Origin of the sequence: Rhizobium sp. 768_B6_N1_8, from assembly GCF_051811225.1 — a bacterium.
GTDB lineage: Bacteria > Pseudomonadota > Alphaproteobacteria > Rhizobiales > Rhizobiaceae > Rhizobium.
Window position 1 is genome coordinate 1,965,810 of sequence record NZ_JBPWPV010000001.1, and the last position, 24,299, is coordinate 1,990,108.

Annotated in this window: 30 protein-coding genes; 9 read left to right on the forward strand and 21 right to left on the reverse strand. The window is 60.1% G+C overall.

What is annotated here, in order from left to right; all coding sequences use genetic code 11:
- The first annotated feature begins 186 nt into the window (after positions 1 to 186).
- Positions 187 to 483: an acyl carrier protein gene (locus AB8B33_RS10030; RefSeq protein WP_439017222.1), complete on the forward strand. Its 297-nt coding sequence runs from the start codon at positions 187 to 189 to the stop codon at positions 481 to 483.
- 90 nt (positions 484 to 573) lie between these two features.
- Here the strand turns inward: AB8B33_RS10030 and AB8B33_RS10035 are convergent, their stop codons facing one another.
- From AB8B33_RS10035 to AB8B33_RS10105, 15 genes are all read right to left on the reverse strand, one after another.
- Positions 574 to 1,104 (reverse strand): AAA family ATPase, encoded by a 531-nt coding sequence (locus AB8B33_RS10035; protein ID WP_439015228.1) that lies wholly within the window; start codon positions 1,102 to 1,104, stop codon positions 574 to 576.
- Between the two features lie 49 nt (positions 1,105 to 1,153).
- A complete protein-coding gene (locus AB8B33_RS10040; RefSeq protein ID WP_439015229.1) occupies positions 1,154 to 2,473 on the reverse strand; it encodes a sensor histidine kinase in 1,320 nt (439 codons plus the stop codon).
- Positions 2,470 to 3,147: a response regulator transcription factor gene (locus AB8B33_RS10045; RefSeq protein WP_025669134.1), complete on the reverse strand. Its 678-nt coding sequence runs from the start codon at positions 3,145 to 3,147 to the stop codon at positions 2,470 to 2,472. The genes AB8B33_RS10040 and AB8B33_RS10045 overlap by 4 nt, the downstream gene beginning before the upstream one ends.
- The gene (locus AB8B33_RS10050; RefSeq protein ID WP_113321538.1) at positions 3,144 to 3,710 is read right to left on the reverse strand and encodes a cytochrome b/b6 domain-containing protein; all 567 of its coding nucleotides are present in this window, start codon (positions 3,708 to 3,710) and stop codon (positions 3,144 to 3,146) included. Before AB8B33_RS10050 ends, AB8B33_RS10045 begins: the two co-directional genes overlap by 4 nt.
- A gap of 3 nt (positions 3,711 to 3,713) precedes the next feature.
- Complete coding sequence (locus AB8B33_RS10055; protein WP_113321539.1) at positions 3,714 to 3,980, reverse strand: PepSY domain-containing protein; 267 nt, start codon at positions 3,978 to 3,980, stop codon at positions 3,714 to 3,716.
- Between the two features lie 98 nt (positions 3,981 to 4,078).
- Positions 4,079 to 4,447 carry an NIPSNAP family protein gene (locus AB8B33_RS10060; RefSeq protein ID WP_439015230.1) on the reverse strand — a complete coding sequence of 123 codons (369 nt, stop codon included), beginning with the start codon at positions 4,445 to 4,447 and terminating at the stop codon, positions 4,079 to 4,081.
- A 14-nt stretch (positions 4,448 to 4,461) separates the two neighbouring features.
- A complete protein-coding gene (locus tag AB8B33_RS10065) occupies positions 4,462 to 4,833 on the reverse strand; it encodes a hypothetical protein (RefSeq protein ID WP_439015231.1) in 372 nt (123 codons plus the stop codon).
- Between the two features lie 47 nt (positions 4,834 to 4,880).
- Positions 4,881 to 5,144 (reverse strand): hypothetical protein, encoded by a 264-nt coding sequence (locus AB8B33_RS10070; protein ID WP_439015232.1) that lies wholly within the window; start codon positions 5,142 to 5,144, stop codon positions 4,881 to 4,883.
- 51 nt (positions 5,145 to 5,195) lie between these two features.
- Positions 5,196 to 6,032, reverse strand: coding sequence for an SDR family NAD(P)-dependent oxidoreductase (locus tag AB8B33_RS10075; RefSeq protein ID WP_439015233.1), 837 nt, complete (start codon positions 6,030 to 6,032; stop codon positions 5,196 to 5,198).
- Positions 6,033 to 6,240: 208 nt separating this feature from the next.
- Positions 6,241 to 7,395, reverse strand: a complete 1,155-nt coding sequence (locus AB8B33_RS10080; RefSeq protein WP_439015234.1) for an alpha/beta hydrolase family protein — start codon at positions 7,393 to 7,395, stop codon at positions 6,241 to 6,243.
- Between the two features lie 7 nt (positions 7,396 to 7,402).
- Positions 7,403 to 7,780 (reverse strand): DUF1330 domain-containing protein, encoded by a 378-nt coding sequence (locus AB8B33_RS10085; protein WP_439015235.1) that lies wholly within the window; start codon positions 7,778 to 7,780, stop codon positions 7,403 to 7,405.
- A 251-nt stretch (positions 7,781 to 8,031) separates the two neighbouring features.
- Positions 8,032 to 8,712, reverse strand: coding sequence for a DUF4405 domain-containing protein (locus AB8B33_RS10090; protein ID WP_439015236.1), 681 nt, complete (start codon positions 8,710 to 8,712; stop codon positions 8,032 to 8,034).
- On the reverse strand, positions 8,709 to 9,224 hold the full coding sequence (locus AB8B33_RS10095; protein WP_439015237.1) for a cytochrome P460 family protein: 516 nt from the start codon (positions 9,222 to 9,224) through the stop codon (positions 8,709 to 8,711). The genes AB8B33_RS10090 and AB8B33_RS10095 overlap by 4 nt, the downstream gene beginning before the upstream one ends.
- A gap of 364 nt (positions 9,225 to 9,588) precedes the next feature.
- Positions 9,589 to 10,758: an aldo/keto reductase gene (locus AB8B33_RS10100; RefSeq protein ID WP_439015238.1), complete on the reverse strand. Its 1,170-nt coding sequence runs from the start codon at positions 10,756 to 10,758 to the stop codon at positions 9,589 to 9,591.
- 287 nt (positions 10,759 to 11,045) lie between these two features.
- On the reverse strand, positions 11,046 to 11,942 hold the full coding sequence (locus AB8B33_RS10105; protein WP_439015239.1) for a LysR substrate-binding domain-containing protein: 897 nt from the start codon (positions 11,940 to 11,942) through the stop codon (positions 11,046 to 11,048).
- A 411-nt stretch (positions 11,943 to 12,353) separates the two neighbouring features.
- Here AB8B33_RS10105 and AB8B33_RS10110 point away from each other — a divergent pair, with 411 nt between their 5' ends.
- Positions 12,354 to 13,064 (forward strand): DNA helicase, encoded by a 711-nt coding sequence (locus tag AB8B33_RS10110; protein WP_439015240.1) that lies wholly within the window; start codon positions 12,354 to 12,356, stop codon positions 13,062 to 13,064.
- A gap of 39 nt (positions 13,065 to 13,103) precedes the next feature.
- Here the strand turns inward: AB8B33_RS10110 and AB8B33_RS10115 are convergent, their stop codons facing one another.
- Positions 13,104 to 14,051, reverse strand: a complete 948-nt coding sequence (locus AB8B33_RS10115; RefSeq protein WP_439015241.1) for a LysR family transcriptional regulator — start codon at positions 14,049 to 14,051, stop codon at positions 13,104 to 13,106.
- 192 nt (positions 14,052 to 14,243) lie between these two features.
- Between AB8B33_RS10115 and AB8B33_RS10120 the strand changes: the two genes are divergently transcribed.
- Entirely contained in the window at positions 14,244 to 14,927 is a 684-nt protein-coding gene (locus AB8B33_RS10120) for a glutathione S-transferase family protein (protein ID WP_113321543.1), read from the forward strand.
- A 2-nt stretch (positions 14,928 to 14,929) separates the two neighbouring features.
- Here the strand turns inward: AB8B33_RS10120 and AB8B33_RS10125 are convergent, their stop codons facing one another.
- Positions 14,930 to 15,823, reverse strand: coding sequence for a LysR family transcriptional regulator (locus AB8B33_RS10125; RefSeq protein WP_439015242.1), 894 nt, complete (start codon positions 15,821 to 15,823; stop codon positions 14,930 to 14,932).
- A gap of 108 nt (positions 15,824 to 15,931) precedes the next feature.
- Here AB8B33_RS10125 and AB8B33_RS10130 point away from each other — a divergent pair, with 108 nt between their 5' ends.
- The 4 genes from AB8B33_RS10130 to AB8B33_RS10145 all read left to right on the forward strand — a co-directional run bounded on the left by AB8B33_RS10130 (position 15,932) and on the right by AB8B33_RS10145 (position 19,110).
- Positions 15,932 to 16,339 (forward strand): (R)-mandelonitrile lyase, encoded by a 408-nt coding sequence (locus tag AB8B33_RS10130; protein WP_439015243.1) that lies wholly within the window; start codon positions 15,932 to 15,934, stop codon positions 16,337 to 16,339.
- Positions 16,339 to 17,322 carry an aldo/keto reductase gene (locus AB8B33_RS10135; RefSeq protein WP_439015244.1) on the forward strand — a complete coding sequence of 328 codons (984 nt, stop codon included), beginning with the start codon at positions 16,339 to 16,341 and terminating at the stop codon, positions 17,320 to 17,322. The genes AB8B33_RS10130 and AB8B33_RS10135 overlap by 1 nt, the downstream gene beginning before the upstream one ends.
- A gap of 25 nt (positions 17,323 to 17,347) precedes the next feature.
- Positions 17,348 to 18,088: an SDR family oxidoreductase gene (locus tag AB8B33_RS10140; RefSeq protein WP_439015245.1), complete on the forward strand. Its 741-nt coding sequence runs from the start codon at positions 17,348 to 17,350 to the stop codon at positions 18,086 to 18,088.
- 386 nt (positions 18,089 to 18,474) lie between these two features.
- A complete protein-coding gene (locus tag AB8B33_RS10145) occupies positions 18,475 to 19,110 on the forward strand; it encodes a DUF1062 domain-containing protein (protein ID WP_439015246.1) in 636 nt (211 codons plus the stop codon).
- A gap of 69 nt (positions 19,111 to 19,179) precedes the next feature.
- Here the strand turns inward: AB8B33_RS10145 and AB8B33_RS10150 are convergent, their stop codons facing one another.
- The 3 genes from AB8B33_RS10150 to AB8B33_RS10160 form a co-directional block, all read right to left on the reverse strand.
- Positions 19,180 to 19,713, reverse strand: coding sequence for an NUDIX hydrolase (locus AB8B33_RS10150; protein ID WP_310387878.1), 534 nt, complete (start codon positions 19,711 to 19,713; stop codon positions 19,180 to 19,182).
- 137 nt (positions 19,714 to 19,850) lie between these two features.
- A complete protein-coding gene (locus AB8B33_RS10155; RefSeq protein ID WP_439015248.1) occupies positions 19,851 to 20,855 on the reverse strand; it encodes an inorganic phosphate transporter in 1,005 nt (334 codons plus the stop codon).
- Positions 20,855 to 21,499, reverse strand: a complete 645-nt coding sequence (locus tag AB8B33_RS10160; RefSeq protein ID WP_113321550.1) for a DUF47 domain-containing protein — start codon at positions 21,497 to 21,499, stop codon at positions 20,855 to 20,857. Before AB8B33_RS10160 ends, AB8B33_RS10155 begins: the two co-directional genes overlap by 1 nt.
- A gap of 111 nt (positions 21,500 to 21,610) precedes the next feature.
- Here AB8B33_RS10160 and AB8B33_RS10165 point away from each other — a divergent pair, with 111 nt between their 5' ends.
- Positions 21,611 to 22,165 carry an NUDIX hydrolase gene (locus tag AB8B33_RS10165; RefSeq protein WP_439015249.1) on the forward strand — a complete coding sequence of 185 codons (555 nt, stop codon included), beginning with the start codon at positions 21,611 to 21,613 and terminating at the stop codon, positions 22,163 to 22,165.
- A gap of 183 nt (positions 22,166 to 22,348) precedes the next feature.
- On the forward strand, positions 22,349 to 23,347 hold the full coding sequence (locus AB8B33_RS10170) for a DUF1254 domain-containing protein (protein WP_439017223.1): 999 nt from the start codon (positions 22,349 to 22,351) through the stop codon (positions 23,345 to 23,347).
- A 51-nt stretch (positions 23,348 to 23,398) separates the two neighbouring features.
- Here AB8B33_RS10170 and AB8B33_RS10175 read toward each other — a convergent pair whose 3' ends face one another.
- A complete protein-coding gene (locus AB8B33_RS10175; protein ID WP_439015251.1) occupies positions 23,399 to 24,241 on the reverse strand; it encodes an isocitrate lyase/PEP mutase family protein in 843 nt (280 codons plus the stop codon).
- Positions 24,242 to 24,299: the final 58 nt, after the last annotated feature.

A 24,299-nucleotide genomic window follows, 5' to 3' on the forward strand; every position in this document is an offset into this window, starting at 1 on the left:
GTGCTCCGACGTCGATTTGTGAGCAACGATAGCTACACGATGGAGGCTAAAATGACGAAACGACGTTTGCGCGCGACCACAGCACTTTCAGTGTCTTGCTTCGGGATATTGTGGGCATCAAACACCGACCTGGCATTTGCTGATGAGCCTGCGTCATCTGCCAACGCCCCGGCTTGGTGTGTTGGGGTGACGGCCCCCGCACCCGATGCTGCTAATATCTGCGGACGAATTGTGAAGGTTGTCACCGAGCACCTCGGCATCGATCGTTCGGCGGTGTCTCCGAATGCGAGGTTCGTTGAGGATCTCGGCGGAGATTCCTTGGACGTTGTGGAATTGGTGATGGCGTTCGAAGAGGAGTTCAATGTTTCCATCAGCGACGCGGAGGCCGAAAAATGCCCCACCATTTCGGACGCTGTGAAGCTGATACACGACAAGGTCGCCGGAAACGCTGGGCTGCCCAAACCAAAACCGGCGAAACGTTAACAACGCGAATATCAAGACGATATTGATGGGAATAAGGCTGCCGCGTTGCATCAAGAACGGGCGGGATCGAGCTCGGTTCCGAGAAAATTATCAGGCCCGCAGCTGGCTCAGCAGAAAATCCGCGCGGGATACAACGTCAAGCTTCGGCAGGATGACGAGTTCATAGGCGATTTCAGGATAGGCCGAACTCAGCCGTTCGTATTCGGCAACGGCCTCTTCAAAACCGTGCCGTCGCTCCGGGTCATTGACATAGATCTCCGGCCACGGTGGCGTCAGGAACACCGTCCGGTGATAACGATGCCGGTCCCGCAGCGTCTCCAGCACCGGTTCTCCGGTAGCGGCCTGGAGCGCGGCGGCGGCATCGATCAGGCCGCGATCGAAAAACGTCCAGCCCGCCTGCGCCTCCGCCAGTTTCTGATCCTCGAGCGCCATCGCGATCGCCCGCCGGGCAAAAGCCACCGGATCGACCCAGGGCAAGGCTGCGCCCTGCCCGGCCAGTTCATCTTTCACGATCCGGCGTCCGGGCTCTTCGACGGTGGCATAACCGCGCCGGGAAAGCTCTTCGAGCAATGTTGATTTCCCGCCACCCGAACAGCCGGAAATAACGACGGATTTGATCATGGAACCCTCGAAAAACAGATGATGTAAAGGAAGCGTGGTGCAGATGCGGCTATGTGCCGACTTCCAGATCGAAGATGTGGCCCTGCCTGCCGGCAGAGCGGCGAAGCGAACCCCGGTGGATCGCGGCAATGCGCTCCACGATCTTCAGGCCAATTCCAAGGCCGTCCGTATGGGCTGTGACATCGCACGCTTGCCGGATATCGGCGAGATGCCGATCCTCGACGCGGATCAGATTGCGGCTGACCCGCACGACGATATCGGTATGCGCGGGGCTGTGGCGAACGGCATTGTCGATCAGGTTGCGCACGGCATCCTTCAGCAGGGCCGGCACACCCTGCACGATGGCGGCATCCACCTGCGCGGAGAATTCCAGCGAGTGATCGTTCTCGTAGACCCACGGCGCCAGCTGCTCCACCACGCTGGATGCGAGCGCCACGAGGTCGACCTCCTCGAACATGCCGTGATCGAACGTATCGAGCCTTGCGAGCGCGGTGATCTGGCCGACGAAGCGCACGAGATCGTCGAGATCGGCTTCAGCCTTTCGCGCCCGTGGATGGTCGATATGGCCGAGCTCCAGCTTGATTGCCGCAAGCGGCGTGCGCACCTCGTGCGCGATGCCCGATGTCAGGATCTTCTGGGATTTCATCAGCTCGCCGACACGCTCGAAGGCCCGGTTGATGGCCACGGCAAGATGAGCGATTTCCCGCGGCATTTCCTGAAATTGCAGATGCGAGCGGGAATCCATCGGGTCGATCCGTTCGGCCGCCTCGGCCGCAATCCGTACCGGCTTCAGCGCCTGGCGCACGGAAAGCAGGGTGGCGCCGAGCACGAGCACCAGCAGAATGCTCATCGGCACGATCATGTGTTCGATCACCTCATTCCAGAAGACGTCCGACAGCACGTCCTGCGGATCGCCCGTCGTCGCGACATCGACGACGAAGCGCCGCCCGCCGACTGTAAAGGCCCGCCCGCCCACCAGCGTCAACGGCTTGCCGGGCTTGAGCGACCGCAGCCAGAAATCAGGAGGATTGACATCAGGCGGCAGGAAGCGGCTCTCGCAGGCGGCATCGCAGGATTGGAAAACCAGCCCGCCATCGGCCTCGCGGATGCGGGCCACATAGCCGGTCTGCGCCTCGCTGTAGCGCCCCTCGACACTTTCGGGAAGCCGGTAGTGGATTGTGCCATCCTCCACAGCAATGCCGGAGGCGAGCCGCTCGGTTTCCTGCTCCACGAAGAGCCGCGAGAGCTCCCCGACATTCCAGTAATAGTCGGAAAAGATCACGGCGAGTTGCAGCACCATGGCCAGCACCGCAAAGAAGGCGATCCGCCGCGCCAGGATCGCGCCCAGTGTCGGCGATATCTGCTTCACGCGCGCGCCTCCCGCATCATGTAGCCGACACCCCTGACGGTCTCGATCAGCGCCTTCGTCGGGTGCCCCTCCAGCTTCTTGCGCAGTCTCGAAACGGCAAGCTCGACGGCATTGCTGCTGCGCTCGTCGCCGAACTCCGAGAAGGCGTGCTCGATCTTCGGCTTTGGCACCACCCTGCCACCATTGCGCATCAGCAGTTCGAGCAGCCCCTTTTCCGAGGGCGCGAGCGCGATCTCGGCGCCGGCACAGATCACCCGGCGCGAGGCGACATCATATTGAAGTGCGGCATATTCCAGGACCGGCATAATGGTTGCCGGCGCGCGCCGCGTCAGCGCGCGGATGCGGGCGATCAGCTCGCCATTGTGAAACGGTTTTACGAGATAGTCATCAGCGCCGGCATCGAGCCCGGCAATGCGTTCGTCGATCGCCCCGCGCGCAGTCAGCACCAGAACCGGCATCTGCACCCTTGTCGCCCGGAGCGACCTCAGGAAGGCGATCCCGTCCTCATCAGGCAGGCCGAGATCGAGAAGCAGCAGGTCGTACTCCGCTTCCTGCAACGCAAGCCGCCCCTCCTGCGCGAGCGCGAAGGCATCGATCTTCCAGCCGGCATCGCGGATGGCCTCGCAAAGCAGTTCGCGAAGCCTGGGACTATCCTCGATCAGCAGTATCCTCATGCCTTCTTTCGACCCGTGACCATCGACCAGACGAGATTTTCCCTGTGCCTCCAGCTTTCGACGATGGCCGCACCGGCATGGACGAAGGCAAGCACCATGATGCCGTTTGCGATGGTGCCGTGCAGTTTCTCCAGCCACTTTTCGCCCCAGAAGGCGTCGAGCGTCGTCATCCAGCCGGTCAGCGCCGTTGCCGCCAGCAATGCCATCAGGAGCAGCATCATAACCGATGCCAGCGGATTGTGACCAAGGTAACGTTTATCATTGCCATCGATCATATCGAGGATCTGCTCCATGACCCTGCGCGGCGTCGGCAGGAAATCGGAAAAGCGAGCGTGTTTTGTACCGACGAAACCCCAGAGAATACGAATGACGATTGCCGCAGCAACGACATAACCCGTGAAGCGGTGCCAGTATTTGCCCTCTTCGAGAAAGAAGAGGTTGAGCGTGCAGGCGGTCACGATGGTCCAGTGAAACAGCCTGACGACCGGGTCCCAGACCCGGATCGTCTGGCGGGCGGTATCGGAGGGCGCAGCGCCCTCCTTCTTCGACGAGATGGCCGCCATCGCTCAATCGCCCTTCTGGACGATGTCGCCGGAGACCGGATTGAAATAAACTTCGGCGCGTTCGCCGTTCTTGTCGCGGCCGTAGATTTCGTAGCAATTGCCGGTGATTTCGAAGGTCTTGATCTTGTAGCCCATGGCTTCGATCTTCGCCTTCATGGCCGCCTCGGGCAGCCATTTGGATTTCGGGTCGCCGGTGCAGCTTGGACTTGCAAGCGCCAAAGCCGGCGTCAATGACAGGATTGCGAGAGCGGCGATCAGTTTCAGCTTCATGATTTTACCCTTTTGCTGTTGCCCCTTGCGGGCGACGAACAATCGGGTAGCGCGGCGAAGCTGTCTGTTTGCTGTCGGCGACGGTAGCTTCAGTTTGCCTAATCTTCGCGCGGCAGCGGCCGAAGAAACAGGCGTTCATAGCTCTTGAACGGCGGATTGTCCCCGAAGCGCGCATTGGCCGCGATACCCTCAGGATCGGCGGCGACGCTGCTGCGGTAGTTGAGATAGCTCTCCTCATCCGGAAAGGTGAAGAGCGCGATCGCAATATCGCCTGCTCCATCCGACCCGGCAGCGGGAAAGCTCATTCCGGTGCCATCGGGCCTTTCGCGCGGCAGGAAATAGCCGTGATGCGTCCCGCCGCAGCGCTCGATCAGCCCCATCCAGATCTGCGCATAGGCTTCGAATTCCGCGAGCTTTTGCGGATCGAGGCGATAGCGCACCTCGCATGTAACCGGTGTATTTGACATCGTGAATGTCCTTCTCATTCCAGTAACGCATGCAGAGGATGCCGGCCATGCACACATCGCCGGATCTCAGGGAGTTGCAGGAAACGTGCTTGCGCATGGAAGCCAAATACTTGTCCGGCTCCCCGTTCCATCAGAGCTATGAGCGTCTTTGTCGGCGCTTCCAAGACGATCTTGGCGATGAGCGCGACAGGCTGCTCAGCCAATGCGCTGGTCTCATGCTGATCAAGTTCATTCAGCAAGACGGTCAGGGGCGCATTGATTGAGGTGAAACATGGCTTTTGTCCGGGGTTGGGAGCCGACACAGCGACATCGGCTCCCTGGGGGTTCGAGAGCCGTGCGTCCGTTCGGACGCACAAAAGACGTTTTAACTTTTTGATTCTACTCATCAGGCTTTCCGAAAATCGATTCCGATTTTCGGGCCGATCCTGTAGCCTCAGCCCACGACAGGCCTGAAATCCAGATTGACCGGCTGCTTCGGCAAATGTTTCCGTTCGGTGACATCGGGCGCGACCTCGGTCGTGCCTACACTATCGGCAATCCTCTCGAGCCGGAAGCCCCGTGCATGTATCTTTCCGTGTCCCCTCAACAGGAAACCGTAATGGATGCTGGCCGCGTCGGCCGGAACATCCAGCACGACCGAGCGCGCCGCCCAGCCGGTCGTGCCGGAAGCAAGCCCGCCTATCGGTCGCGCCAGCATATTGTTGCAGCGCGCCGTTCAGCTCATGGCTCGAAGTCGCCCGGTCGATTTTCAGAAGGCACCATCTGTCGACCTGGACAAGGCCTCATACGCGCGCAGCTCTTCGAGCTGGCCCTCGAGGGCGGGCTTGTATGCCTCAAAGGCGTCGCTTCCCGCCAGGAACTGTCTTGGGGGATTGTCCACGGCGGCGATCTTGACGAGAGCATCGCCAAGCTTGGCCGGATCGCCCTGCTGCTTGCCGTCATAGCCAGACCACATGGCTTCCGCCGTGCCTTCGGCGGCATAGTCCTCAATCGAGCTGGTCGCGTATTTGGCGTTCTGCGCATCGAGCAGGTCCGTCCGGAAAAAGCCGGGCGCGACGGCCGTGACCTTTATCCCGAATTGTTCGACTTCCTGGGCCACAGCCTGTGACAGTCCTTCGACCGCGAACTTGGCAGCGCTGTAGGCACTGCAATGCTTGAAACCAATGACGCCGGCAAGCGAGCTGATATTGATGATCCGGCCCGAACGTTGCTTGCGCATGACGGGAAGCACCGCGCGCATGACGTGGACCACGCCGTAAAGATTGGTGGCAATCAGTCCGTCGATTTCGGCCGTGGTCAGCTCCTCGAAGTTACCAAGCAGACTATAGCCTGCATTGTTCAATAGAACGTCGATGCGGCCGAAGGCTTTCGCTGCCTCGGCGGCGGCGGCTTTCGCTTCGGCCTCGTTGGTGACATCCAGCTGCACGAACGCGAGGTTCTCGCTCGCGATATCGCTGAGGGCCTTCGTTACCTTGCCGAGGTTGCGGCCGGTCGCGACGACGCGGTCGCCAGCCTTCAGGGCCGCTCTGGCACTTGCAGCGCCGATACCGCTGCCTGCACCTGTGATAAACCAAACCTTGCTCATGTCTAACTCCTGTTCTTGATGAACCGAAGATAGATCACCTGCCAGGGCAGTATTAGATGATACTATCTGCATGAACTTAGAAATGGGATTTATGAATGCGCCGGCCGTCACCTTCCTGTCGCTGAGTGTAAATCGCACCAGATCCAATCCTCCTTTATCAGGAGGATTGGATCTTCAAGTCCGTGTTTATGGCGTGCGACTTCTTTGGCTAGGCAACATTGATGTGCGTGGCGAACCAGTCGAGCACCAGCTGCGGATTTCGTCCGAAGTAGTTGTATCCCTCGAAACGCTGGTCAGTGCCTTCGATCCAGAAGAGTTTCTTGTCCTTTGAGGAAAGGGTGTCGTAGATCTCCTGCACATTGGACGGCTTGGTCAGGAAATCATTGCGGACCTGCGCCACCAGTGTCGGAACCGTCACGGCTTTGGCATATTCCATCGGCCAGACGTCCGCGAGGTGATAGCCGGTCCGCTTCCAGTAAGCGGCGTCGAACAATTCGACGCCATTTGCGATTTTCTGATTTTCCATCGCTGTTTGGACGAAGACCGCCGGCGTCACGGGCTGCAGTGCAATCATCGCCTTGATGTGGGTGAATTCCGCCGGGTGCTTGTACATACCAACGATCGTGGCGTTGGCGCCCAGGCAACGGCTGTAAAGGGCGGTCTTCATGTCCTTGGTGTCGGGCCGCGACTTGGCGTAACGCAAAGAACCGATGACGTCGCGATATTCCAGCGTACCATGCGCGTTGACGCCACCGCTGCCGGTGCCGCTGCGGCCATGGTTGCGCATGTCGTAGGTAATGATGTTGTAGCCCGCGTCATGCAGGATCTTGTATTCCGGCAGGAAGTTCGCCTCGAAGCCACCGAAATTCTTCCAAGGATCAAGATGGCCGGGATAACCATAGCGGTTGCAGGGCATGGGGTGGTTGAAGATGAGCAACCTGTCAGAATCGGCGGGAATGAACCAGCCCTCGATCGTCACGCCGTCCATCGCGGGAAAGAAGATCTCTTCGTATTCCATGCCGTATTCGTTCGGCCACCGCAAGATAGGCGTGCGGGTAGAGTGTGCCATCAGGTCGGCCATGCCGTTGATGAATTCTTCGGTTTTCGCGTCGGTCACAATCGCACCTGTTGTTGTTTGGTTGTCCGCGGCCTGTACGCTCGCGGAGGTGGCCGCCATGATCGGGAGAGCGGCGAGTGCCGCGCCGGCTTTCAGAAGTTGGCGCCGGCTATTTGAGGCGGCACCTTCATGCTGAACGGTAGTGTCATGCTGATTGCCCATGTCAGGCTCCTTGGGAGATGTTGGGACGTTGATTTCAGCTGGAATTCGGGGGCGAGACGCACATATCATCGCGCCTCGCCCCATCCGGTCTTCACTGCTTGGGAGGAACAAAACCTTCGGTGATGATGACCGAGCCTTCGGTAGAGGCGACGCGGAACTTCCGGGCGGCCGTGTACTCCGGAGAATTGTAGAAGCGTTGCGCGTCGGCCATGCTTGGGAACTCGGCTATGGCCATGACCTTTTTCGGCTCGCCTTCCACCGCGGTGGCATTCAGGTTGAATACGATGATCCTGCCGCCGAATTTCGGCGCGAGCGGACCGGCCTCTTCCATGTATTTGCTATAGCCGGCCTGATCCTTGATCGTGTAGTTGGCGATCATGTAGCCGGGAGCCTGGGAATCCTGGGCATGACCGGTTGAGGCGAGAGCCAGCGCCATGACAGCGGCCGCGCCGAAAATGAATTTCTTCATTGTCTGAGGTCCTTTGGTTTTGAGTTGAGATGGATTGGAGAGCCGATCCGTCGATCTGGACAGTTCGCTATGGGCTCGTATGCCGCTGGGGCAGTTTTCGATGCCGCTGCTCGCACCAAGCCTTGCTCATGCTGAACTTCCTGTTTCGACAGACAGGAAGATAGGCTGGCTCAGTCTATTTGATTAGAATGCATAATTTGCATGAAGCTAGAAAGCGCATTTCTAAATAGACGCCGGATTTGCGGCCGGGGCTATGCTGCCCGGTGCCTCAGGTCTCTGATCAATCTCAAGCCGTAGTGAGCGAGAAACACGCCCAGTCCGATGATCGCGGTGTGATGCAGGAAGAAGGCTAGCGTCGCCTTCTGGAAATCCCAGAATTCCAAGCTCGTTTGCATGAACAGCTTTGGCCCGATATTGACCACGAACAGGCTCCGAACGCCGCAGGCAGCGATCACGATAGCTGCCGTTCGTAAGACAAAGGTACGCAGTCTGCTCTTGGTCGTGATGCCGAACCTGCCGCGCACCACATCCATGATCATCGACCAGTGCAGACCGAGATGGATGGCTGCTATCAGCAGCGCCAGATAAGCCGTCAGAGCGTGGATCTGGCGCACGGTGAAGGTGCTGGTCAACGGCAGGAAGCTGAAGACGGTCTGCGAGATGATTACGCTGGTCACCAGCAGAGACAGCATGGTGACTAGAAGCGGGAGATTGATCATCTTGGTGATAAAGCTGCGCGGCTCGCGCCAACCCTTCGTGATCATGCCGTACCAACGGCGGTTGAAAATGTTATGGCTGATCAACAGCAGGAACATGCCCGTGCCGATGATCTCGTGCACCGCATTGCCGAGCCAGTCGTAAGCCAAGGCGGCCAGCAAGAAGCCGGCCGCCAAGAAATCGAGGATCAACCGCAAGAAAAACAGCGGCTTCAAGGGATGTAAGCCCGCATTCTGTCGGTTGTGAACATGAAGTCATTGTCTGCCTGGGATCCGTGGCACGATTGGCACCGCTCAGCGAACGCCGTCCGCTTGACCTGCATGTTGGTATCGAACTGCTGAAAATGCCAGTCGCCGGTGCGCTGCTCCTGAGGGACGCTGAGACCCCAGTCCACACCTTTCTCCATAACGAAATAGCCAGTGAGTTTGTAGTCCGCCCAGATGCCCAGGACCAATTGCGTACCAGGTGGAAGCGGTCGGCCAGATTTCGCGATCTCCAGGGTTTCGCGGGTTGCAAACGCTTCCTCCTTGGAAGAGCCGCGGTCGTAGGTCGCATAGAGCACATACTCGTCGAAGTTTTTAGGGAACGTGGCCCGATTTCCGGTTGCTTGCGCCATTGCCGAAGAGCCGAACAGGCAGGCGAAAGAGACGAAAGCGGCCACGATAAACACAAGACGCACGATCGAAGCGGATGGTACATTAGTCTTTTCGGGTCTGGCCTTGGCCATTTAGGATTCCCTTCGTTTGCCCGCCGGGCAGGATTTGGCACACGTAATCGAGATCACCGTATTCTGGCGAACCCGATCAGAGTAGGTGGGGGTATTTGCATGGGCTTAGAAAGCGGACTTCTAAATCCGGCAATCATCGAAGAGCGCCAGCAGAGTGCTTGAGCGGTCTCAGATCAGCTTTGGGTAGCCATAGATTTCGCGCAATTTCTGTGAGGCATCGGAGCGAAGTATCCCCGTTCCGATGTCGAACGTGGCAAAGCCTCAGTGCGCTGTAAAACCACCATCCACCAGCAGAGCAACCCGAGCGCAAAGCTGGCAGCGGGGCTGCAGAGCCAAGGAACTACGGCCACGATCGCTTTGGTGCTTAGGCTGTCTGGTCAACGAGCCCCATTTGCATTTCATTCATGCGCCCCCCGTGCACGGCCAGTGCGGAGAGGGCAGTTCCGAGCTCGCGAAGGTCCTCAGGCGTCAGCTCAACCCGAAGCGCACCCAGATTCTCACTCAGGTGATCGATGTTGCGCGTGCCTGGGATGGGAACGATGAACGGCTTCTGCGCCAGCAGCCACGCCAAGGCGATCTGCGAGGGTGTTGAACCCTTCTTTTCGGCGAACTGCTTCAGCAACTCGACGAACGGCATATTGGCCGCCAGGTTGTCCGGGCTGAAACGATCGAATGTCCTTCGGAGATCGGTTTTCGCGTCGAACCTGGCGCTCGCGTCCATTTTCCCTGTGAGGTAACCCATTCCTACGGGACCCCAAGGGACGAAGCCGATGCCAAGCTCTTCACATGCGGCAAGAACGCCATTGCGTTCCGGGCTTCTCTCCATCACGGAATATTCGGTCTGGACCGCCGTTACAGGCTGGACAGCATGTGCCCTGCGAATTGTCCCGGCGCTTGGCTCCGATAGACCGAAATGCAGAACCTTGCCTTCCTGGATCAGGTCTTTGACCGCACCAGCCACATCTTCGATCGGCACCTTGGGGTCGACGCGGTGTTGGTAAAAGAGGTCGATGCGATCGGTCTTCAGACGTTTGAGCGAGGCTTCCGCCACCTGCTTGATCCGCTCTGGGCGGCTGTTTAGGCCTATCGTGCCGTCAATTGCAAAGCCGAACTTGGTGGCGATTTTCACCTGGTCGCGAATGGGTGCCAACGCTTCTCCAACGAGATCTTCGCTCGTATACGGCCCATAGACTTCGGCGGTATCAAAGAATGTGACGCCGTTTTCGTGGGCGGTGCGAATAGTGTTGATACCCTGGGCTCTATCGGCGGGTGGGCCATAGTTGGCGCTGATGCTCATGCACCCAGCTCCTATTTCCGAGACTTCCAGCGTTCCGAGTTTTCGCGTTTTCATCTGCCCCTGTCCTGTGTGGAGAGCGCTTTGGTATCCCTGCGGTTGATCCGGTGAGGCCGCCCAGGCCACCGATACGGCGGGCAACACCGCACCGGCGAGCGCGGCGTTAATCAAAAAATCACGGCGATCAAGGCCGAAGTGCTTGGCAGCATTTGGGGGCGCCTTTTGATTGTTTTTGTCCATGCCTTGTCTCCTGAAATTTGGCGGCGAAGCCGTCGTTTCATTTAAGGAGGACGATCCGTGTTAGTTCACCTTGCGCTCACGCGAGCTGGATCACTCCGACGGCACAATGGTTTGATGCCCGTCCTCGTGGAGGGAGATAAGCAGCGCAGCAATGAGCGATTAGGCACCATTTTCTGCATGGGGTTAGAAATGGGATTGATAAATACTGGCGGTGAATGGAGGTTTAGAACTTCTGATCGACTTGAGGCAGTGGTCCGCACCAGCATATCTACGACGCAAATCGACCGCTACGGTCCCCTGTAACGGAGTGCCTCCACCAGAAGGGAAAAGGCCGGTGTGTGTTGTCGCCTGCTTGGATAGTAGAGGTGATAGCCTGGGAATGGTGGGCACCAGTCTTCCAGAACCCGGATCAACCGTCCCTCGGCCACATGATGGGAAACCTGGCTTTCGAAGACATAAACCAGCCCGAATCCATCGAGGGCTGCGTTTTCCAGCATCTCGTTATCATTGAGGATGAGCGATCCGCTGACGCGCGCCTCCAGCTCAACGCCGTCACGTTCGAACTCCCAGGCATAGAGACCACCTCCCCTGCTCTGCCTATAGCTTACGCAAGCGTGGTTGTGCAGGTCACGTGGCGTTTCCGGGCGCTTACGGTTGGCAAAGTAAGCGGGCGACCCAACAACTGCCATTCGAACATCAGGGCTCACCCGCACTGCTACCATGTCCTTCTCGACCTGCTCGCCGAGGCGTATGCCAGCGTCAAATCGGCCGGCGACGATATCGGTAAGCCCTTCGTCGACATTGATCTCAACGACGATGTCCGGATAATCAGGCACGAGCTTCAGCAGCGCGGGCCAGAGCACCATTCGTGCGGCGTGCCGAAAGGTAGTGATACGAATCGTGCCTGCGGGCTTATCCCGAAGGGCAGTGAGCGCGGCGATTTCACTGTCGATATGATCAAATGCCGGACGCAGGCTGTGAAACAGCCGTTCTCCGGCCTCTGTCGTCGAAAGGCTGCGCGTCGTCCGTGAAATCAACCGCACATCCAGACGTCGCTCGAGCATTCGAACAGCATAGCTCAGTGCAGACTGGGAGAGGCCAAGCTTCGCGGCCGCGCGCGTGAAACTTCCCTCCTCCACAACCATAATAAATGCCGCCAGCTCGCTGAAATCACCTTTTCTCATTCATAAATCCCATTTCTAAGTTTATGCGGATTATAGCGTCTGATCAGCATGCCTGTCCTCCGTTATTTATTGCTCGACACTACACGCTGTTAGGGCGGCAAGAGGACAGCGAGATAATGAGCAAGACACAGCCGCAACTCTTCAAGAGTTCGCCTTCATCAAGGGATTACCGGACGCTCGCACCTGTTCAGCAGGTTAAGTTGGTTGCGGGCCTGGCGTGATCCGAACGACCCCACAACTTCCCACTTGTCGCGAATCGCAACGCCCGCTACCTCTTGGACAAGGCCCGACCCAGGCCTCCTCCCTCCAGCCGGGAAAGCATTGTCCATGCGGGGTTTATCCACCATCGAACCATCTGTTCGAGCACCGCATAAGGAGGGGTTGCGTTTCCGGCTCGCAATGGAGGTTTGAATGAAACTGTCTGCACCCATCTATCAGCTGAAGCGCCGTGCGAAATTGCTGGCGCGTACGGATACGATCCCGCTTCACCAGGCATTGGACCGTATCGCGCAGGAAGAAGGTTTTACGGCCTGGAGCCTGCTTGCTTCCCAGCATGAAACGCTGCTACCGGCCACACCCATGCTGTCGCAGCTTGCCGAAGGTGATCTGCTTTTGATCGCCGCCCGTCCTGGGCACGGCAAGACCCTGCTCGGCCTCCAGCTTCTGCTCGATGCCGTTAGGGAAAGCCGTAAGGCCACCTTCTTCACGCTCGAATATACCGAACAGCAGACCATGAAGCGTATTCATGCCCTGCCGGAAGGTGAAGCGCTTGGCGAGAAGATCGAGATCGTAACCTCGGACGAGATCAGCGCCGATTATGTCATGCGGCATCTCGCGGGCGCTCCGCGCGGAACGGTGGCTGTCATCGACTATCTGCAGATCCTCGATCAGCAGCGCAGCAAGCCCGGCCTTTTGGAGCAAGTGTCTGCACTCCAGACCTTCGCTCGCGAAACCGGTATCGTGCTGGCCTTCATCTCGCAGATCGACCGATCCTTCGAGGCTGATGGCAAGGGCTTGCCGGATCTGTCGGATGTGCGCCTGCCCAACCGGCTTGACCTCACGCTGTTCAGCAAAGCCTGCTTTCTCCACAATCGGGAAGTCCAGCTTCAGCACGTGGCTTAAATCGTAAAGCCAGGGCCGGTGTCGATTGGGCGCCGGCCCTCAGCTTTCTGGCGGCCGCTGCGGCTGCACCGAGAACGCGTCCGACGTCATTCCCTGCCGCATGCGCTTCGTCGCGAAATCGACGAAGGCCCTGAGCTTGGGCAGCGACTGGCTGCGGCTCGGGTAGTAGAGGCAGAGCCCCGGCACGTCGCGGGCGTGATCCTCCAGCACCGGAATGAGGCTTCCCTGCTCGATATAGTGCCTGACAACAGAGCCGACCGTGTAGAGGAAGCCGACGCCGCGAAGGGCAGCACGGATCGAGGCCTCGTAATCGTTGAGAATGAGCGGACCATCGACGGCAACCTTCAGGCTCTCGCCGCCATCGACGAATTCCCAGGTCCGCGACACCTGCCCGCCTCTCCGGGTCAAGAGAGCGGGCAACCCCTGCAACTCTCGTGGATGGCCGGGCCGTGGATATTTCTTGAGCAGGCTCGGCGCACCGACGACAACGAACTTGTCCGGCGGCGTCAGCCAGGTCGAGACCATGTCGAGCTCGATCGTATGCCCGAGCCGGATACCGGCGTCGAACCCTTGCTCGACGATGTTGGTGAACTCGTCGTCGCCGACAAGCTCCAGGGTGATACCGGGATAGGCCTCGTGGAAGTCAGGCAGGAGGCTGTTGATCAGCAGCGAAACCGCCGGGCGCGGCGCATTGATGCGTAAATTGCCACTCGGCTGTTCGCCGAGATCGCGGGCGGCGTTCACGCCGGCCTGAAACATCGCCGCTGCCGGCTTGGCATGCGCAAGCAGCTTCTGGCCCGCTTCCGTCAGCCGCACGCTGCGGGTCGTTCGCGCAAACAGTGCAGCGCCCACCCGCCGTTCCAGCGTCTGTATGCCCTGGCTGATTGCCGATGGGGTCAGACCCAGCTGGCGTGCGGCTGCGCGAAACCCGTTCTGCTCGGCCACCGCCAGAAATATCGCAAGGCCATCCAGTTCCGCTCGATCCATTGTGTAGCTTCACTTTACAGCGTGATCAGATAGGGGATTATTATCAAACAATAGGCTGCATGCCATATCTTGGCAAGAAGCGCGGCCAACAGCTCTCCGCCCTTCCAAACCTTGATCGGCAATCCCTCGGGCTCGGTGTCCTCTCGATCGAAGAGGCGCGCCTTCACGCCTGCCCAAAAGAAAGAGAATTCCATGAAAATCTACGACAGACCGGGCTTCCCCAACCCCATGCGCATCCGCATCGTGCTGGCGCAAAAGGGCCTGGATTCCGAAATCGAATTCGTGCCGGTCGACCTGATCGCCGCCGAGCACAAGCAGCCCGCCTTCCTTGCGAAGAACCCGTCGGGCGTCCTGCCGGTGCTGGAGCTGGATGACGGCACGCTGATTTCCGAAAGCACGGCGATTACCGAATATCTCGACAATCTCGATGGCAAGCCGGAGCTCACCGGCCGCACTCCGCGGGAAAAGGCGCTCATCCACATGATGCAGCGCCGCGCCGAGGCCTATGTGCTCGATCCCGTCGGCATCTACTTCCATCACGCCACACCCGGCCTCGGCGCGGCATTGCAGGCCTTCAAGAGCCCGCAATGGCCGGGCCGCACCGAAATGGGCGAGCGCGAGGGCGAGAAGGCAAAGGAGGGTCTGCGCTATTTCAACGAGATCCTCACCAGGCAGCCCTTCCTGACAGGCGAGACCTATTCGATGGCCGACATCACGTTGCTCGCCGGCCTCGCCTTTGCCGAAGTTGCCGGCATCGTCCCGTCAGGCCTCGACGCGCTGGCACAGTGGCAGGCACGCATGGCTGGTCTGCCCGCCGTCAGGAACCGCAGTGGCCAGAATTTCCTGCCCGAAGATCTCAAGCGCTTGGGCTTCTGAACTCAGCCGCGATAGCGCAGCGCATCCACCACAACAGCGAAGGCCGGCGTCGGTTGGCGCCGGCTGGGATAATAGAGATGGAAACCTGAAAAAGGCGGGCACCAGTCCGAGAGCACGCGAGTCAGCCGGCCCGCCTCGAGATCGTCGCCAATGCGGTCTTCCAGCACGAAGGCAAGACCCGCGCCGGCAAGAGCCGCCTTGACGGCCAGCGCACCGGTATTGACCGCGAGCTGACCCTCCACCCGCACGCGCAGCTCTCGGCCACCCTGCTCGAATTCCCAAGCATAGAAACCGCCAGCCGTCGGCAGCCGCAGATTGATGCAATTATGCTCCGTCAGGTCATGCGGCGTGTGCGGGCGATCTCGCCCCACGAAATAACCGGGGGAGCCGACGACAGCCATCCTGACATCCGGGCCGATGCGGACGGCCACCATGTCCTTCGCAACCTGCTCGCCAAGCCGCACGCCGGCATCGAGGCGTTCGGCGACGATATCGGTCAGGCCGTTGTCAACGAGGATTTCGATGGCGATATCGGGATACTGCGGCAGCAGCCTCTCCACGGCCGGCAGGAGGATCAGCTCTGCTGCCTGCTCGCCTGCCGAAATGCGCACTGTGCCCGAGGGCTTGTCGCGCAGCGCCGATAGTTGCGCGATCTCCGCGTTGATCTCATCCAGCCGCGGCCCGACCGACTGGATCAAACGCTCGCCGGCATCGGTCGGCGAAACCTTGCGTGTTGTGCGCGTGAGCAGACGCAGCCCCATCCGCTCCTCGAGGCCGCGCACCGTCTGGCTGAGCGCCGACTGGGACACACCGAGCATGGCGGCAGCCCGTGTAAAACTTCCCTCGCGCGCGACGGTCAGGAAGGCGGCAATATCGTCAAGGTTGGTCCGGCTCATTCATAAGTTGCCCTAATAGGTTCATGCCGGTTTTAGCGTCTAATCGCAGAACTGCGTAGCCGCTAAATGAAGATCGGCAGAAATTATCCGCAGGCAAGGACATCAGACATGCAGATCAAGCGAAGCGGCTTCGCACCCTCCGTTCCCGGTCCGGAAGCCTATTTCACCGGAACCGTGCGTCTCGACTCCCGTTTCGACAGCGATGATCCCGACCGCGTCGGCGGCGCCACGGTGACGTTCGAGCCGGGCGCGCGCACCGCCTGGCACACCCATCCGCTCGGCCAGACGCTGATCATCACCTCCGGCCTCGGCTGGGCGCAGCGCGAGGGCGGCCCGATCGAAGAAATCCGGCCGGGCGACATCGTCTGGTTCGCACCCGGCGAAAAACACTGGCACGGCGCCACGGCAAGCACGGCCATGAGCCATATCGCCATCGCTGAAAAGCTCAACGGCAGTCCGGTCGACTGGATGGAGAAGGTCACGGACGAACAATATCACCTGATGGAGACACGATAATGCAGAAGCGCAAACTCGGAACGCACGGCCCCGAAGTCTCGGCCCTCGGCCTCGGCTGCATGGGGCTGAGCTATGGCTACGGCCCGGCAACGGAAAAGCAGGCCGCCATCACCCTCATCCGCACCGCTTTCGACCGCGGCGTGACCTTCTTCGATACGGCGGAGGCCTATGCCCAGGGCGCCAATGAGGAACTGCTCGGCGAAGCGCTCGAACCCTTTCGCGATCAGGTGGTGATCGCCACCAAATTCGGCTTTCGCGACGGTGATGTCAGCAAGGGCCAGGACAGCCGCCCCGAGCGCATCCGTGAGGTCGCCGATGCTGCCCTCAAGCGGCTGCGCACGGATTGCATCGATCTCTTCTACCAGCACCGCGTCGATACCGAAGTGCCGATGGAGGATGTCGCGGGCGCGGTGAAGGATCTGATCGCCGCAGGCAAGGTCAAGCACTTCGGCATGTCCGAGGCCGGCGCCGGCTCGATCCGCCGGGCGCATGCGGTGCAGCCCGTTGCCGCCCTGCAGAGCGAATATTCTCTCTGGTGGCGCGAGCCCGAGAAGGAAATCCTGCCGCTGCTCGAAGAACTCGGCATCGGCTTCGTGCCCTTCAGCCCACTCGGCAAGGGGTTCCTGACAGGCGCCATCACCGAGAGCACCAGTTTCGACAAGACGGATTTCCGTAATGTCGTGCCGCGCTTTTCTGAGGAAAACCGTAAGGCCAATCAAGGCCTCGTCGCGGTGCTGAGCGGGATCGCCGCGAGCAAACAGGCCACCGCGGCGCAGATCGCCCTCGCCTGGCTGCTCGCCCAGAAACCGTGGATCGCCCCGATCCCCGGAACCACCAAGCTGCACCGGCTGGAGGAGAATATCGGGGGCGCGGCAATCGAACTCACCGCTGACGACCTGCGGGAGATCGAGACCGCCCTATCTGATGTCACCGTGCAGGGAGATCGCTATCCGGCGCACCTGCAGGCCCGCGTCGGCCGGTAAGTTGCCGGCCCAGAAAGGAGTTGTCATGACCGACAATATCAAGGGAAAGACGGTTGTCATCACAGGCGCAAGCAGCGGCCTCGGCGAAGCGACCGCCCGTCATCTTGCCAATGCCGGCGCCAAGGTCGTGCTTGGCGCCCGCCGGATCGACAGGTTGAAGGCTCTCTCAGCTGAACTCGGTCTGCCTGATGGTTCCGCCATCGAAACCGACGTGACGCAGGCTGATCAGGTCAAGCACCTCGTCGATCAGGCCGTCCGCCTGCATGGTCGCATCGACGTTATCGTCAACAATGCCGGCCTCATGCCGCACTCTCCCCTGGAGCGCGGCAAGATCGACGACTGGGACCGGATGATCGACGTGAACCTCAAAGGCGTGCTCTACGGCATTGCCGCCGCCCTTCCCCACATGAAGGAACAGAAGAGCGGCCATATCATCAACGTCTCCTCGGTCGCCGGCCACAAGGTCCGGCCCGGCAGCGCCGTTTACGCGGCGACCAAGACTGCCGTCCGCGTCATCTCAGAAGGCCTGCGCCAGGAGGTGAAGCCCTACAATATCCGCACGACGATCGTCTCGCCCGGTGCCGTTGAGTCCGAACTGCCGCAGAGCATTACCGAGGCCGATGTCGCGGCCGGCATTGCCGATTTCTACGAACGCTACGCCATCCCGGCCGAGAGCTTCGCAAGGGTGGTCGCCTTCGCGATCGCCCAGCCTGACGATGTCGATATCAACGAGATCCTGTTCCGGCCGACGGCGCAGGAACTCTGACGGCAGACGAAGCAACCTTCAGCACAAAGTTGCATAAATGCCGCAATGCCGCAGCCGATATCATCGGGCTGCGGCGTCGCTCTCCCCTTTGCGCCGATCATTTGCTATCCGTATCCGCGAAGAGCATAGGCGTATCGAGGTAGACTTTGCCTAAGTAAGTACCGGTCTCAATCCAGTTTCACCCCTATCGCCGGATAGCCGCGGGCTATCGGCGGTTGAACACGTTCATCGGGTGGCGGCAAGAGACCGGTTTGGCATTGTTCCGAACGCCAGTGCAGCTCCGCTGTCTCTGCTCTTCACCCACCCGAAAGCATCGCCACGCCGCGCCCTCATGGGTTTTCTCACGCGCCATCTTGGTGGACTTCCGAACGGAAGACCAAGATACTATGTGCTGTGCACTTCGGGTCCGATGGACCATTACCCCGAAAACCGCCCCCCAGCCCTGGATTGCCTGTGGCGGATGCGGCGGATTGAGAGCCTTTCAATCGAGCGGCAAGATCCGGCTGAACGCCAATGGCCGCAAGCTGGATGCCTGGCTGATCTATAAATGCCTCGCCTGCGACAAGACCTGGAACCGGCCGCTCTTCGAGCGCAAGAATGTCCGCGACATCGATCCGGCAACGCTCGACGCACTCCAGTCCAACGATGTCAAATGGATCCACGCCGAAAGCTTCAACCTCGACGCATTGAAACGCAAGTCGCAGCGCGTCGACGAATTCCCTGAATTCGAGATCGGCAAGCAGGTGCTGCGCGAGGCCATCGGCTGGACGCGGCTGGAGATCGAACTGGCGGTGCCCTTGCCTGCGGGCACACGCCTCGACCGTCTGCTGGCGTCCGAGTTCAAGCTTTCGCGCACGCGGCTCCAGACACTGCACGAGAAAGGTCTGCTCCGGACGAATTCCGATCGCGCCGACATCCTGCGGCGGCGTATCAGGACCGGCATCGAAGTGGTGATCGATCTTGCGACCATCGCGGATCGCGAGCTCTCCTGGGGGCCCCTGGCGACCGGCAGTCCCCGATAGCCTGTAACGCGAAGGCCCGTATACCGGGCCTTCGTCATTTCAAAGTCCATTCCGCGCAACTGAAGGTCGTCAGTGCGATGCCGGCGATGTGGCGAGCGATACCGCCGCCTCATGCACCGACCGCCGTCCGGCAATCCGGCGTGGCTTCAGCCGGTCCTGCGATGTCAGGGGATTATCCGCATCGATGGACCGGAAGAGTGCCTGCAGCTCCGGCTCTTCGACAAGTAACGCTGCTTCCGCCGGAGAAATCCAGATCTTCTGCCTCTCGGCATATTCGCGAAAATGCGCGGCCTCGCTCTCCAGCCGCAGCAGATGAACAGAAACCGTCAGCGGCGTCTCGTGATCCTTCAGATAGGTGTAAAAGCCGAGCGGCTTCTTCCTGACCCTGCCGATGATGCCAGCCTCTTCGAAAGCCTCGCGCTGGGCGCAGCGATATGGCCTTTCCTTTCTTCCGAGAGTGCCCTTCGGGATCACCCATCGTCCGGTATCGCGGCTGGTGACGAGCAGTACGCTCAGCCTTCCGCCTCGCTCGACGCGGCAGCAGATGGCGCCGTACTGATCGATCTCGCGGCGGCCTGTCTTTGCCGGGGTTTCCTCATTCAATTCAGATAAATGCCTGGATAGATGCATGGTCCGCTCGTTGTCTCCTTCTCCTTGCATGGAGAATAGAGCGCAACATCCGATCGAAAATAGTGCCCCCTAAAATTAGGGTATTCGATACATCGAGCGGACCCCTGCCCTTAGGCAAACAGGCTTGCAATCCCATAGCAGGCGGCCGCGATGGCAGCGGCAGCCGACATGGTGATCACCCAGGCGATGACGATGTTGCCCGCAACACCCCAGCGCACGGCCGACAGGCGTCGCGCGGCGCCGACACCGATGATCGCTCCGGTGATCGTGTGTGTCGTCGACACGGGAATGCCGAGCCAGGTCGCGGCAAACAGCGTCAGCGCCCCGCCGGTCTCGGCGCAGAACCCCTGCATCGGGTTGAGCCTGGTGATTTTCGAGCCCATCGTGTGAACGATCCGCCAGCCGCCGAAGAGCGTGCCGAGCGCCATGGCCGACTGGCAGGAGATGACTACCCAGAGAGGCACATGGAAACTGGGGCCGAGCTGCCCCTGGCTGAAGAGAAGAACGGCGATGATGCCCATGGTCTTCTGCGCGTCGTTGCCGCCATGGCCGAGCGAATAGAGTGAGGCCGAGATGAACTGCATGAAGCGGAAGGTGCGGTCGACGGCAAAGGGCGTCTGGCGCACGAAGAGCCAGGAGACGACGAGGACGAAGAACAGCGCGAGCAGGAAGCCGATTGCCGGCGACATAAAGATCGCACCGACCGTCTTCAACAAGCCGCCCCAGACGATGGAACTGAAGCCAACCTTCGCCCAGCCGGCGCCGACGAGCCCGCCGACCAGCGCATGCGACGACGAAGAGGGAATGCCGAACAGCCAGGTGACGATGTTCCAGACGATCGCCCCCATCAGTGCCGCAAAGATCACCTGCGGCGAGACGATTGCCGGATCGATGATGCCGGTGCCGAGCGTTTCGGCGACGTGCAGGCCAAAAAACAGGAAGGCGATGAAATTGAAGAAAGCCGCCCAGCCGACGGCATATTGCGGCCTCAGCACCCGGGTGGAAACGATGGTCGCAATCGAGTTTGCCGCATCATGCAGCCCGTTGAGGAAATCGAAGAACAGCGCCACACCGATCAGCCCGATCAGCAGCGGAAGGGAGAGAGAGGCTTCCATCAGACGTTCTCGATGACGACGCCGCTGATTTCGTTGGCCACGTCCTCGAAACGGTCGACGATCTTTTCCAGATTGGAGTAGATCTCGCTGCCGATCATATAGGCCATGGCATTGCCGCTGGCGCCATGCCGGCGATAGAGGTCCTTGAGCCCCTCGTCATGCAGTTCGTCGGAGCGGCCTTCGACCCGGGTGATCTCTTCGGCGATGACAGCCAGCCGCTGCGCATTCGCACCCATCTTGTTGAGAAGCGGGATTGCTTCCTCCATCAGGGCCGCCGCCTTGACGATCTCCCCGCCCATCTCCTGCATCAGCGGGTCGAAACTCGTCTGCTCGAACAGGCGGATGATCTTCACCGTCTTGTGCATCATGTCGATCGCATCATCCATGGACTGGATCAGATCCTTGATGTCGCCGCGGTCAAAGGGCGTGATGAAGCTGCGCCGGACAGCAACCAGCACTTCGCGGGTGATGTCGTCAGCCTGGTCTTCCAGTGCGATGATCTTGTCGCAATTCTCCTGAACCGCCTCGCCCTTCAACAGCTTTTCCATAGCATGGGCGGCTGCGACGACCGTTTCCGAATGCCTGCAGAACATATCGAAGAAGCGGTCCTCCCGCGGCATCATCTTGCGAAACACGCTCATCATCTCGGGCGATCCTTCCTGAACCGGGGACTGTCGTAGAAGACTGTCATAAATCTGTCATAAAGCGTCGCAGGCAATTGATCGAAAAAGTAAAATTTGACAATGCTAGATGTCATGAAATCCCGCAAAAAAGGCGCAAAATCCTACGCCGGACCCTCAAAGCCCCTGCTGAAGCAGCTTGCAGAAAGACCCGAGAAGCTTTTCTCAGGCGCCTTTCGCCAGCAATATGGCGCGCTCTGCTTCCGTTACCGAAACGGCGGTCCCGAGACTGATCACCCCGAAATCGAAGTCCTCGTCGTCACCACGCGCGACAGCGGCCGCTGGATCATTCCCAAGGGCTGGCCGATGAAAAAGAAGAAGCCGCATGAGGCAGCCGCCATCGAGGCCTGGGAGGAAGCCGGCGTGCGCGGAACGGTGAGCAAGCAGCCGGTCGGCCGCTACACCTATCTGAAGGAGCTGGATGACGGCGACGTCGCGCCCTGCATCGTCGATATCTTCCAGATCGAAGTGGAGCATACGCAAGGGCAGTTCCGCGAAACCGGCCAACGCATGCTGGATTGGGTGAGCCCCGACGAAGCGGCACGGCGCGTGCGCGAACTCGAATTGAAATCCCTGCTCGTCGATTTTCACCCGCGGCACGGCAAGCGGCAGCGCAGGAAAAAGGCCTGAGCCGCAGGTGTTGCTGCCCGCCATTTACGGCGTGGTTTACGGTAACGTACTTCTCCCGAAATCGGGCCTGTGAAAGGCTTTTCCTCGGAAAATTGACCGAAACGGGAGAGAGCTATGAGGTGGTCAAAGCCTGCACCTGCATTAGTGCCTGTCCGCATTGCCTACCGTGCCGCCATCGCCACGCTGGCACTTGCGCTCGCCTCACAGGCCGGGGCGCAGACGGCCAAGCCGGTCACCGTCGACAATTTCGCCCGCGCCGAATCCGATCTCTATTTCAGCAATGCCGTGAAGGACGGCGGCGGCAAGACCGGTATCTTCAACCATCATCGCGAACCGATGGACATCGATCATCAGTCCGTGATCCGGGCCAACCGCGATACGCTCTATTCATCCGCTGTCATCGATCTCGATGCCGGGCCGGTCACCATCACGCTTCCGGACGCCGGCAAACGCTTCCGCTCGATGCAGATCATCAACGAAGACCATTACGTAGTCGGCGATGTGAAATATGACGCCGGCAGTTACACCTATGATCGGGCAGCGGCCGGCACGCGCTACATCCTCGTCGGCATCAGGACCCTCGTCGATCCCAACGACCCCGATGATGTCAAGCAGGTCCATAATCTCCAGAACGCTCTCACCATCAGCCAGGCAAATGCGGGAACGTTCGAGATCCCGGACTGGGACAAGGCGAGCCAGAAGAAGGTCCGTGACGCGCTGATCGTGCTGGGCACGACCATTCCGGATTTCAAGGGCGCCTTCGGGGCGAAAGATCAGGTCGACCCGATCCGCCATCTCATCGGCAGCGCCGTCGGCTGGGGCGGAAATCCCGAGAAGGACGCGATCTACCTGAACGAGACACCACCGAAGAACGACGGCAAGATGGTCTACCGGCTCTCCGTCAAGGATGTTCCCGTCGACGGCTTCTGGTCGGTCAGCGTCTACAATGGCAAAGGCTACTACGAGAAGAACAAGCTCAATGCCTATACGCTAAACAATATCACCGCTGACAAGGAAGCAGACGGCGCGGTCAAGGTGCAATTCGGCGGCTGCGACGGCAAGATCGCCAATTGCTTGCCCGTAATGAAGGGCTGGAATTACACCGTCCGCCTCTACCGCCCACGCCAGCCGATCCTCGATGGAAGCTGGACATTTCCGGAACCGCAGCCGGCGGGGAAGTGAGGAGCACAGACCGCAGGCTATATCGAACCCGCCCCCCACCGGCTTCCTGCCTTACTGCCGGTCGCCCCGTTTCTCCTGCGACATGAGCTGGCTGAGCGTGGCTGCCGGCATTGCATCGGCGGCGTAGGTGAAGGTCCCCGATGATTTTACCTCCTCGGCCGCCCGCAGCAGTGCGCCAAGTGCAGCGCGCGCAAAGGACCCGCCCCCACTCACCCGGCGCACGCCTGCCGCCGAGAGTTCGGCAACGCTATAGCGCGGCCCCTTCAGGCCCATCACCACATTGACGGGCTTGTCGACGGTGGTGCAGACGGTTCGGATGGCGTCGATATCAGGCAGACCGGGCGCATAGAGCACATCGGCACCGGCTGCCGAGAAAGCCTGCAGCCGCTTGATCGTGTCATCGAGATCGGGCCGCTCCCAGAGAAAATTCTCCGCCCTCGCCGTCAGCAGGAAAGGCAGCTTCCGCGCCGCCTCCACCGCGGCCTGTACGCGCTCGACGGCCTGCGAGAGATCATAGATCGGCCTTGCCGGATCGCCGGTGGCATCTTCGATCGATCCGCCGACCAGCCCAATCGCAGAGGCCAGCCGGATCGTTTCGGCGCAGATCTCGGGCGCCGCACCAAACCCGTCCTCGAGATCGGCCGATACGGGAAGATCGGTCGCTCCGACGATCTCGGCGGCATTGTCGAGGATCTCGCCGCGCTTCAGGCTCGCAAAGGAATCCCGCTTGCCCTTGGAAAAGGCATAGCCGGCGCTAGTGGTCGCCAAGGCCTCGAAACCGAGGCTCGTCAAAATCCGGGCCGAGCCGGCATCCCACGGGTTCGGTATGACGAATGCCGCATCCCGCTGATGCAATGCCTTAAACCGCTCGAACTTCGCCTGTTGCTCCGCCACGACTCTCCTCCTCCGCAAATGACAGCGAGGCCAGACTAGCAATTGCGAACAAAATGTG

Coding starts and splice junctions, on each gene's coding strand:
- AB8B33_RS10035 (WP_439015228.1), bottom strand. CDS start 1,104: ATGATCAAATCCGTCGTTATTTCCGGCTGTTCGGGTGGCGGGAAATCA.
- AB8B33_RS10045 (WP_025669134.1), bottom strand. CDS start 3,147: ATGAGGATACTGCTGATCGAGGATAGTCCCAGGCTTCGCGAACTGCTT.
- AB8B33_RS10050 (WP_113321538.1), bottom strand. CDS start 3,710: ATGGCGGCCATCTCGTCGAAGAAGGAGGGCGCTGCGCCCTCCGATACC.
- AB8B33_RS10055 (WP_113321539.1), bottom strand. CDS start 3,980: ATGAAGCTGAAACTGATCGCCGCTCTCGCAATCCTGTCATTGACGCCG.
- AB8B33_RS10060 (WP_439015230.1), bottom strand. CDS start 4,447: ATGTCAAATACACCGGTTACATGCGAGGTGCGCTATCGCCTCGATCCG.
- AB8B33_RS10065 (WP_439015231.1), bottom strand. CDS start 4,833: ATGAGTAGAATCAAAAAGTTAAAACGTCTTTTGTGCGTCCGAACGGAC.
- AB8B33_RS10070 (WP_439015232.1), bottom strand. CDS start 5,144: ATGCTGGCGCGACCGATAGGCGGGCTTGCTTCCGGCACGACCGGCTGG.
- AB8B33_RS10075 (WP_439015233.1), bottom strand. CDS start 6,032: ATGAGCAAGGTTTGGTTTATCACAGGTGCAGGCAGCGGTATCGGCGCT.
- AB8B33_RS10080 (WP_439015234.1), bottom strand. CDS start 7,395: ATGGGGCGAGGCGCGATGATATGTGCGTCTCGCCCCCGAATTCCAGCT.
- AB8B33_RS10085 (WP_439015235.1), bottom strand. CDS start 7,780: ATGAAGAAATTCATTTTCGGCGCGGCCGCTGTCATGGCGCTGGCTCTC.
- AB8B33_RS10095 (WP_439015237.1), bottom strand. CDS start 9,224: ATGGCCAAGGCCAGACCCGAAAAGACTAATGTACCATCCGCTTCGATC.
- AB8B33_RS10100 (WP_439015238.1), bottom strand. CDS start 10,758: ATGGACAAAAACAATCAAAAGGCGCCCCCAAATGCTGCCAAGCACTTC.
- AB8B33_RS10105 (WP_439015239.1), bottom strand. CDS start 11,942: ATGAGAAAAGGTGATTTCAGCGAGCTGGCGGCATTTATTATGGTTGTG.
- AB8B33_RS10110 (WP_439015240.1), top strand. CDS start 12,354: ATGAAACTGTCTGCACCCATCTATCAGCTGAAGCGCCGTGCGAAATTG.
- AB8B33_RS10115 (WP_439015241.1), bottom strand. CDS start 14,051: ATGGATCGAGCGGAACTGGATGGCCTTGCGATATTTCTGGCGGTGGCC.
- AB8B33_RS10120 (WP_113321543.1), top strand. CDS start 14,244: ATGAAAATCTACGACAGACCGGGCTTCCCCAACCCCATGCGCATCCGC.
- AB8B33_RS10125 (WP_439015242.1), bottom strand. CDS start 15,823: ATGAGCCGGACCAACCTTGACGATATTGCCGCCTTCCTGACCGTCGCG.
- AB8B33_RS10130 (WP_439015243.1), top strand. CDS start 15,932: ATGCAGATCAAGCGAAGCGGCTTCGCACCCTCCGTTCCCGGTCCGGAA.
- AB8B33_RS10135 (WP_439015244.1), top strand. CDS start 16,339: ATGCAGAAGCGCAAACTCGGAACGCACGGCCCCGAAGTCTCGGCCCTC.
- AB8B33_RS10140 (WP_439015245.1), top strand. CDS start 17,348: ATGACCGACAATATCAAGGGAAAGACGGTTGTCATCACAGGCGCAAGC.
- AB8B33_RS10145 (WP_439015246.1), top strand. CDS start 18,475: ATGTGCTGTGCACTTCGGGTCCGATGGACCATTACCCCGAAAACCGCC.
- AB8B33_RS10155 (WP_439015248.1), bottom strand. CDS start 20,855: ATGGAAGCCTCTCTCTCCCTTCCGCTGCTGATCGGGCTGATCGGTGTG.
- AB8B33_RS10160 (WP_113321550.1), bottom strand. CDS start 21,499: ATGATGAGCGTGTTTCGCAAGATGATGCCGCGGGAGGACCGCTTCTTC.
- AB8B33_RS10165 (WP_439015249.1), top strand. CDS start 21,611: ATGAAATCCCGCAAAAAAGGCGCAAAATCCTACGCCGGACCCTCAAAG.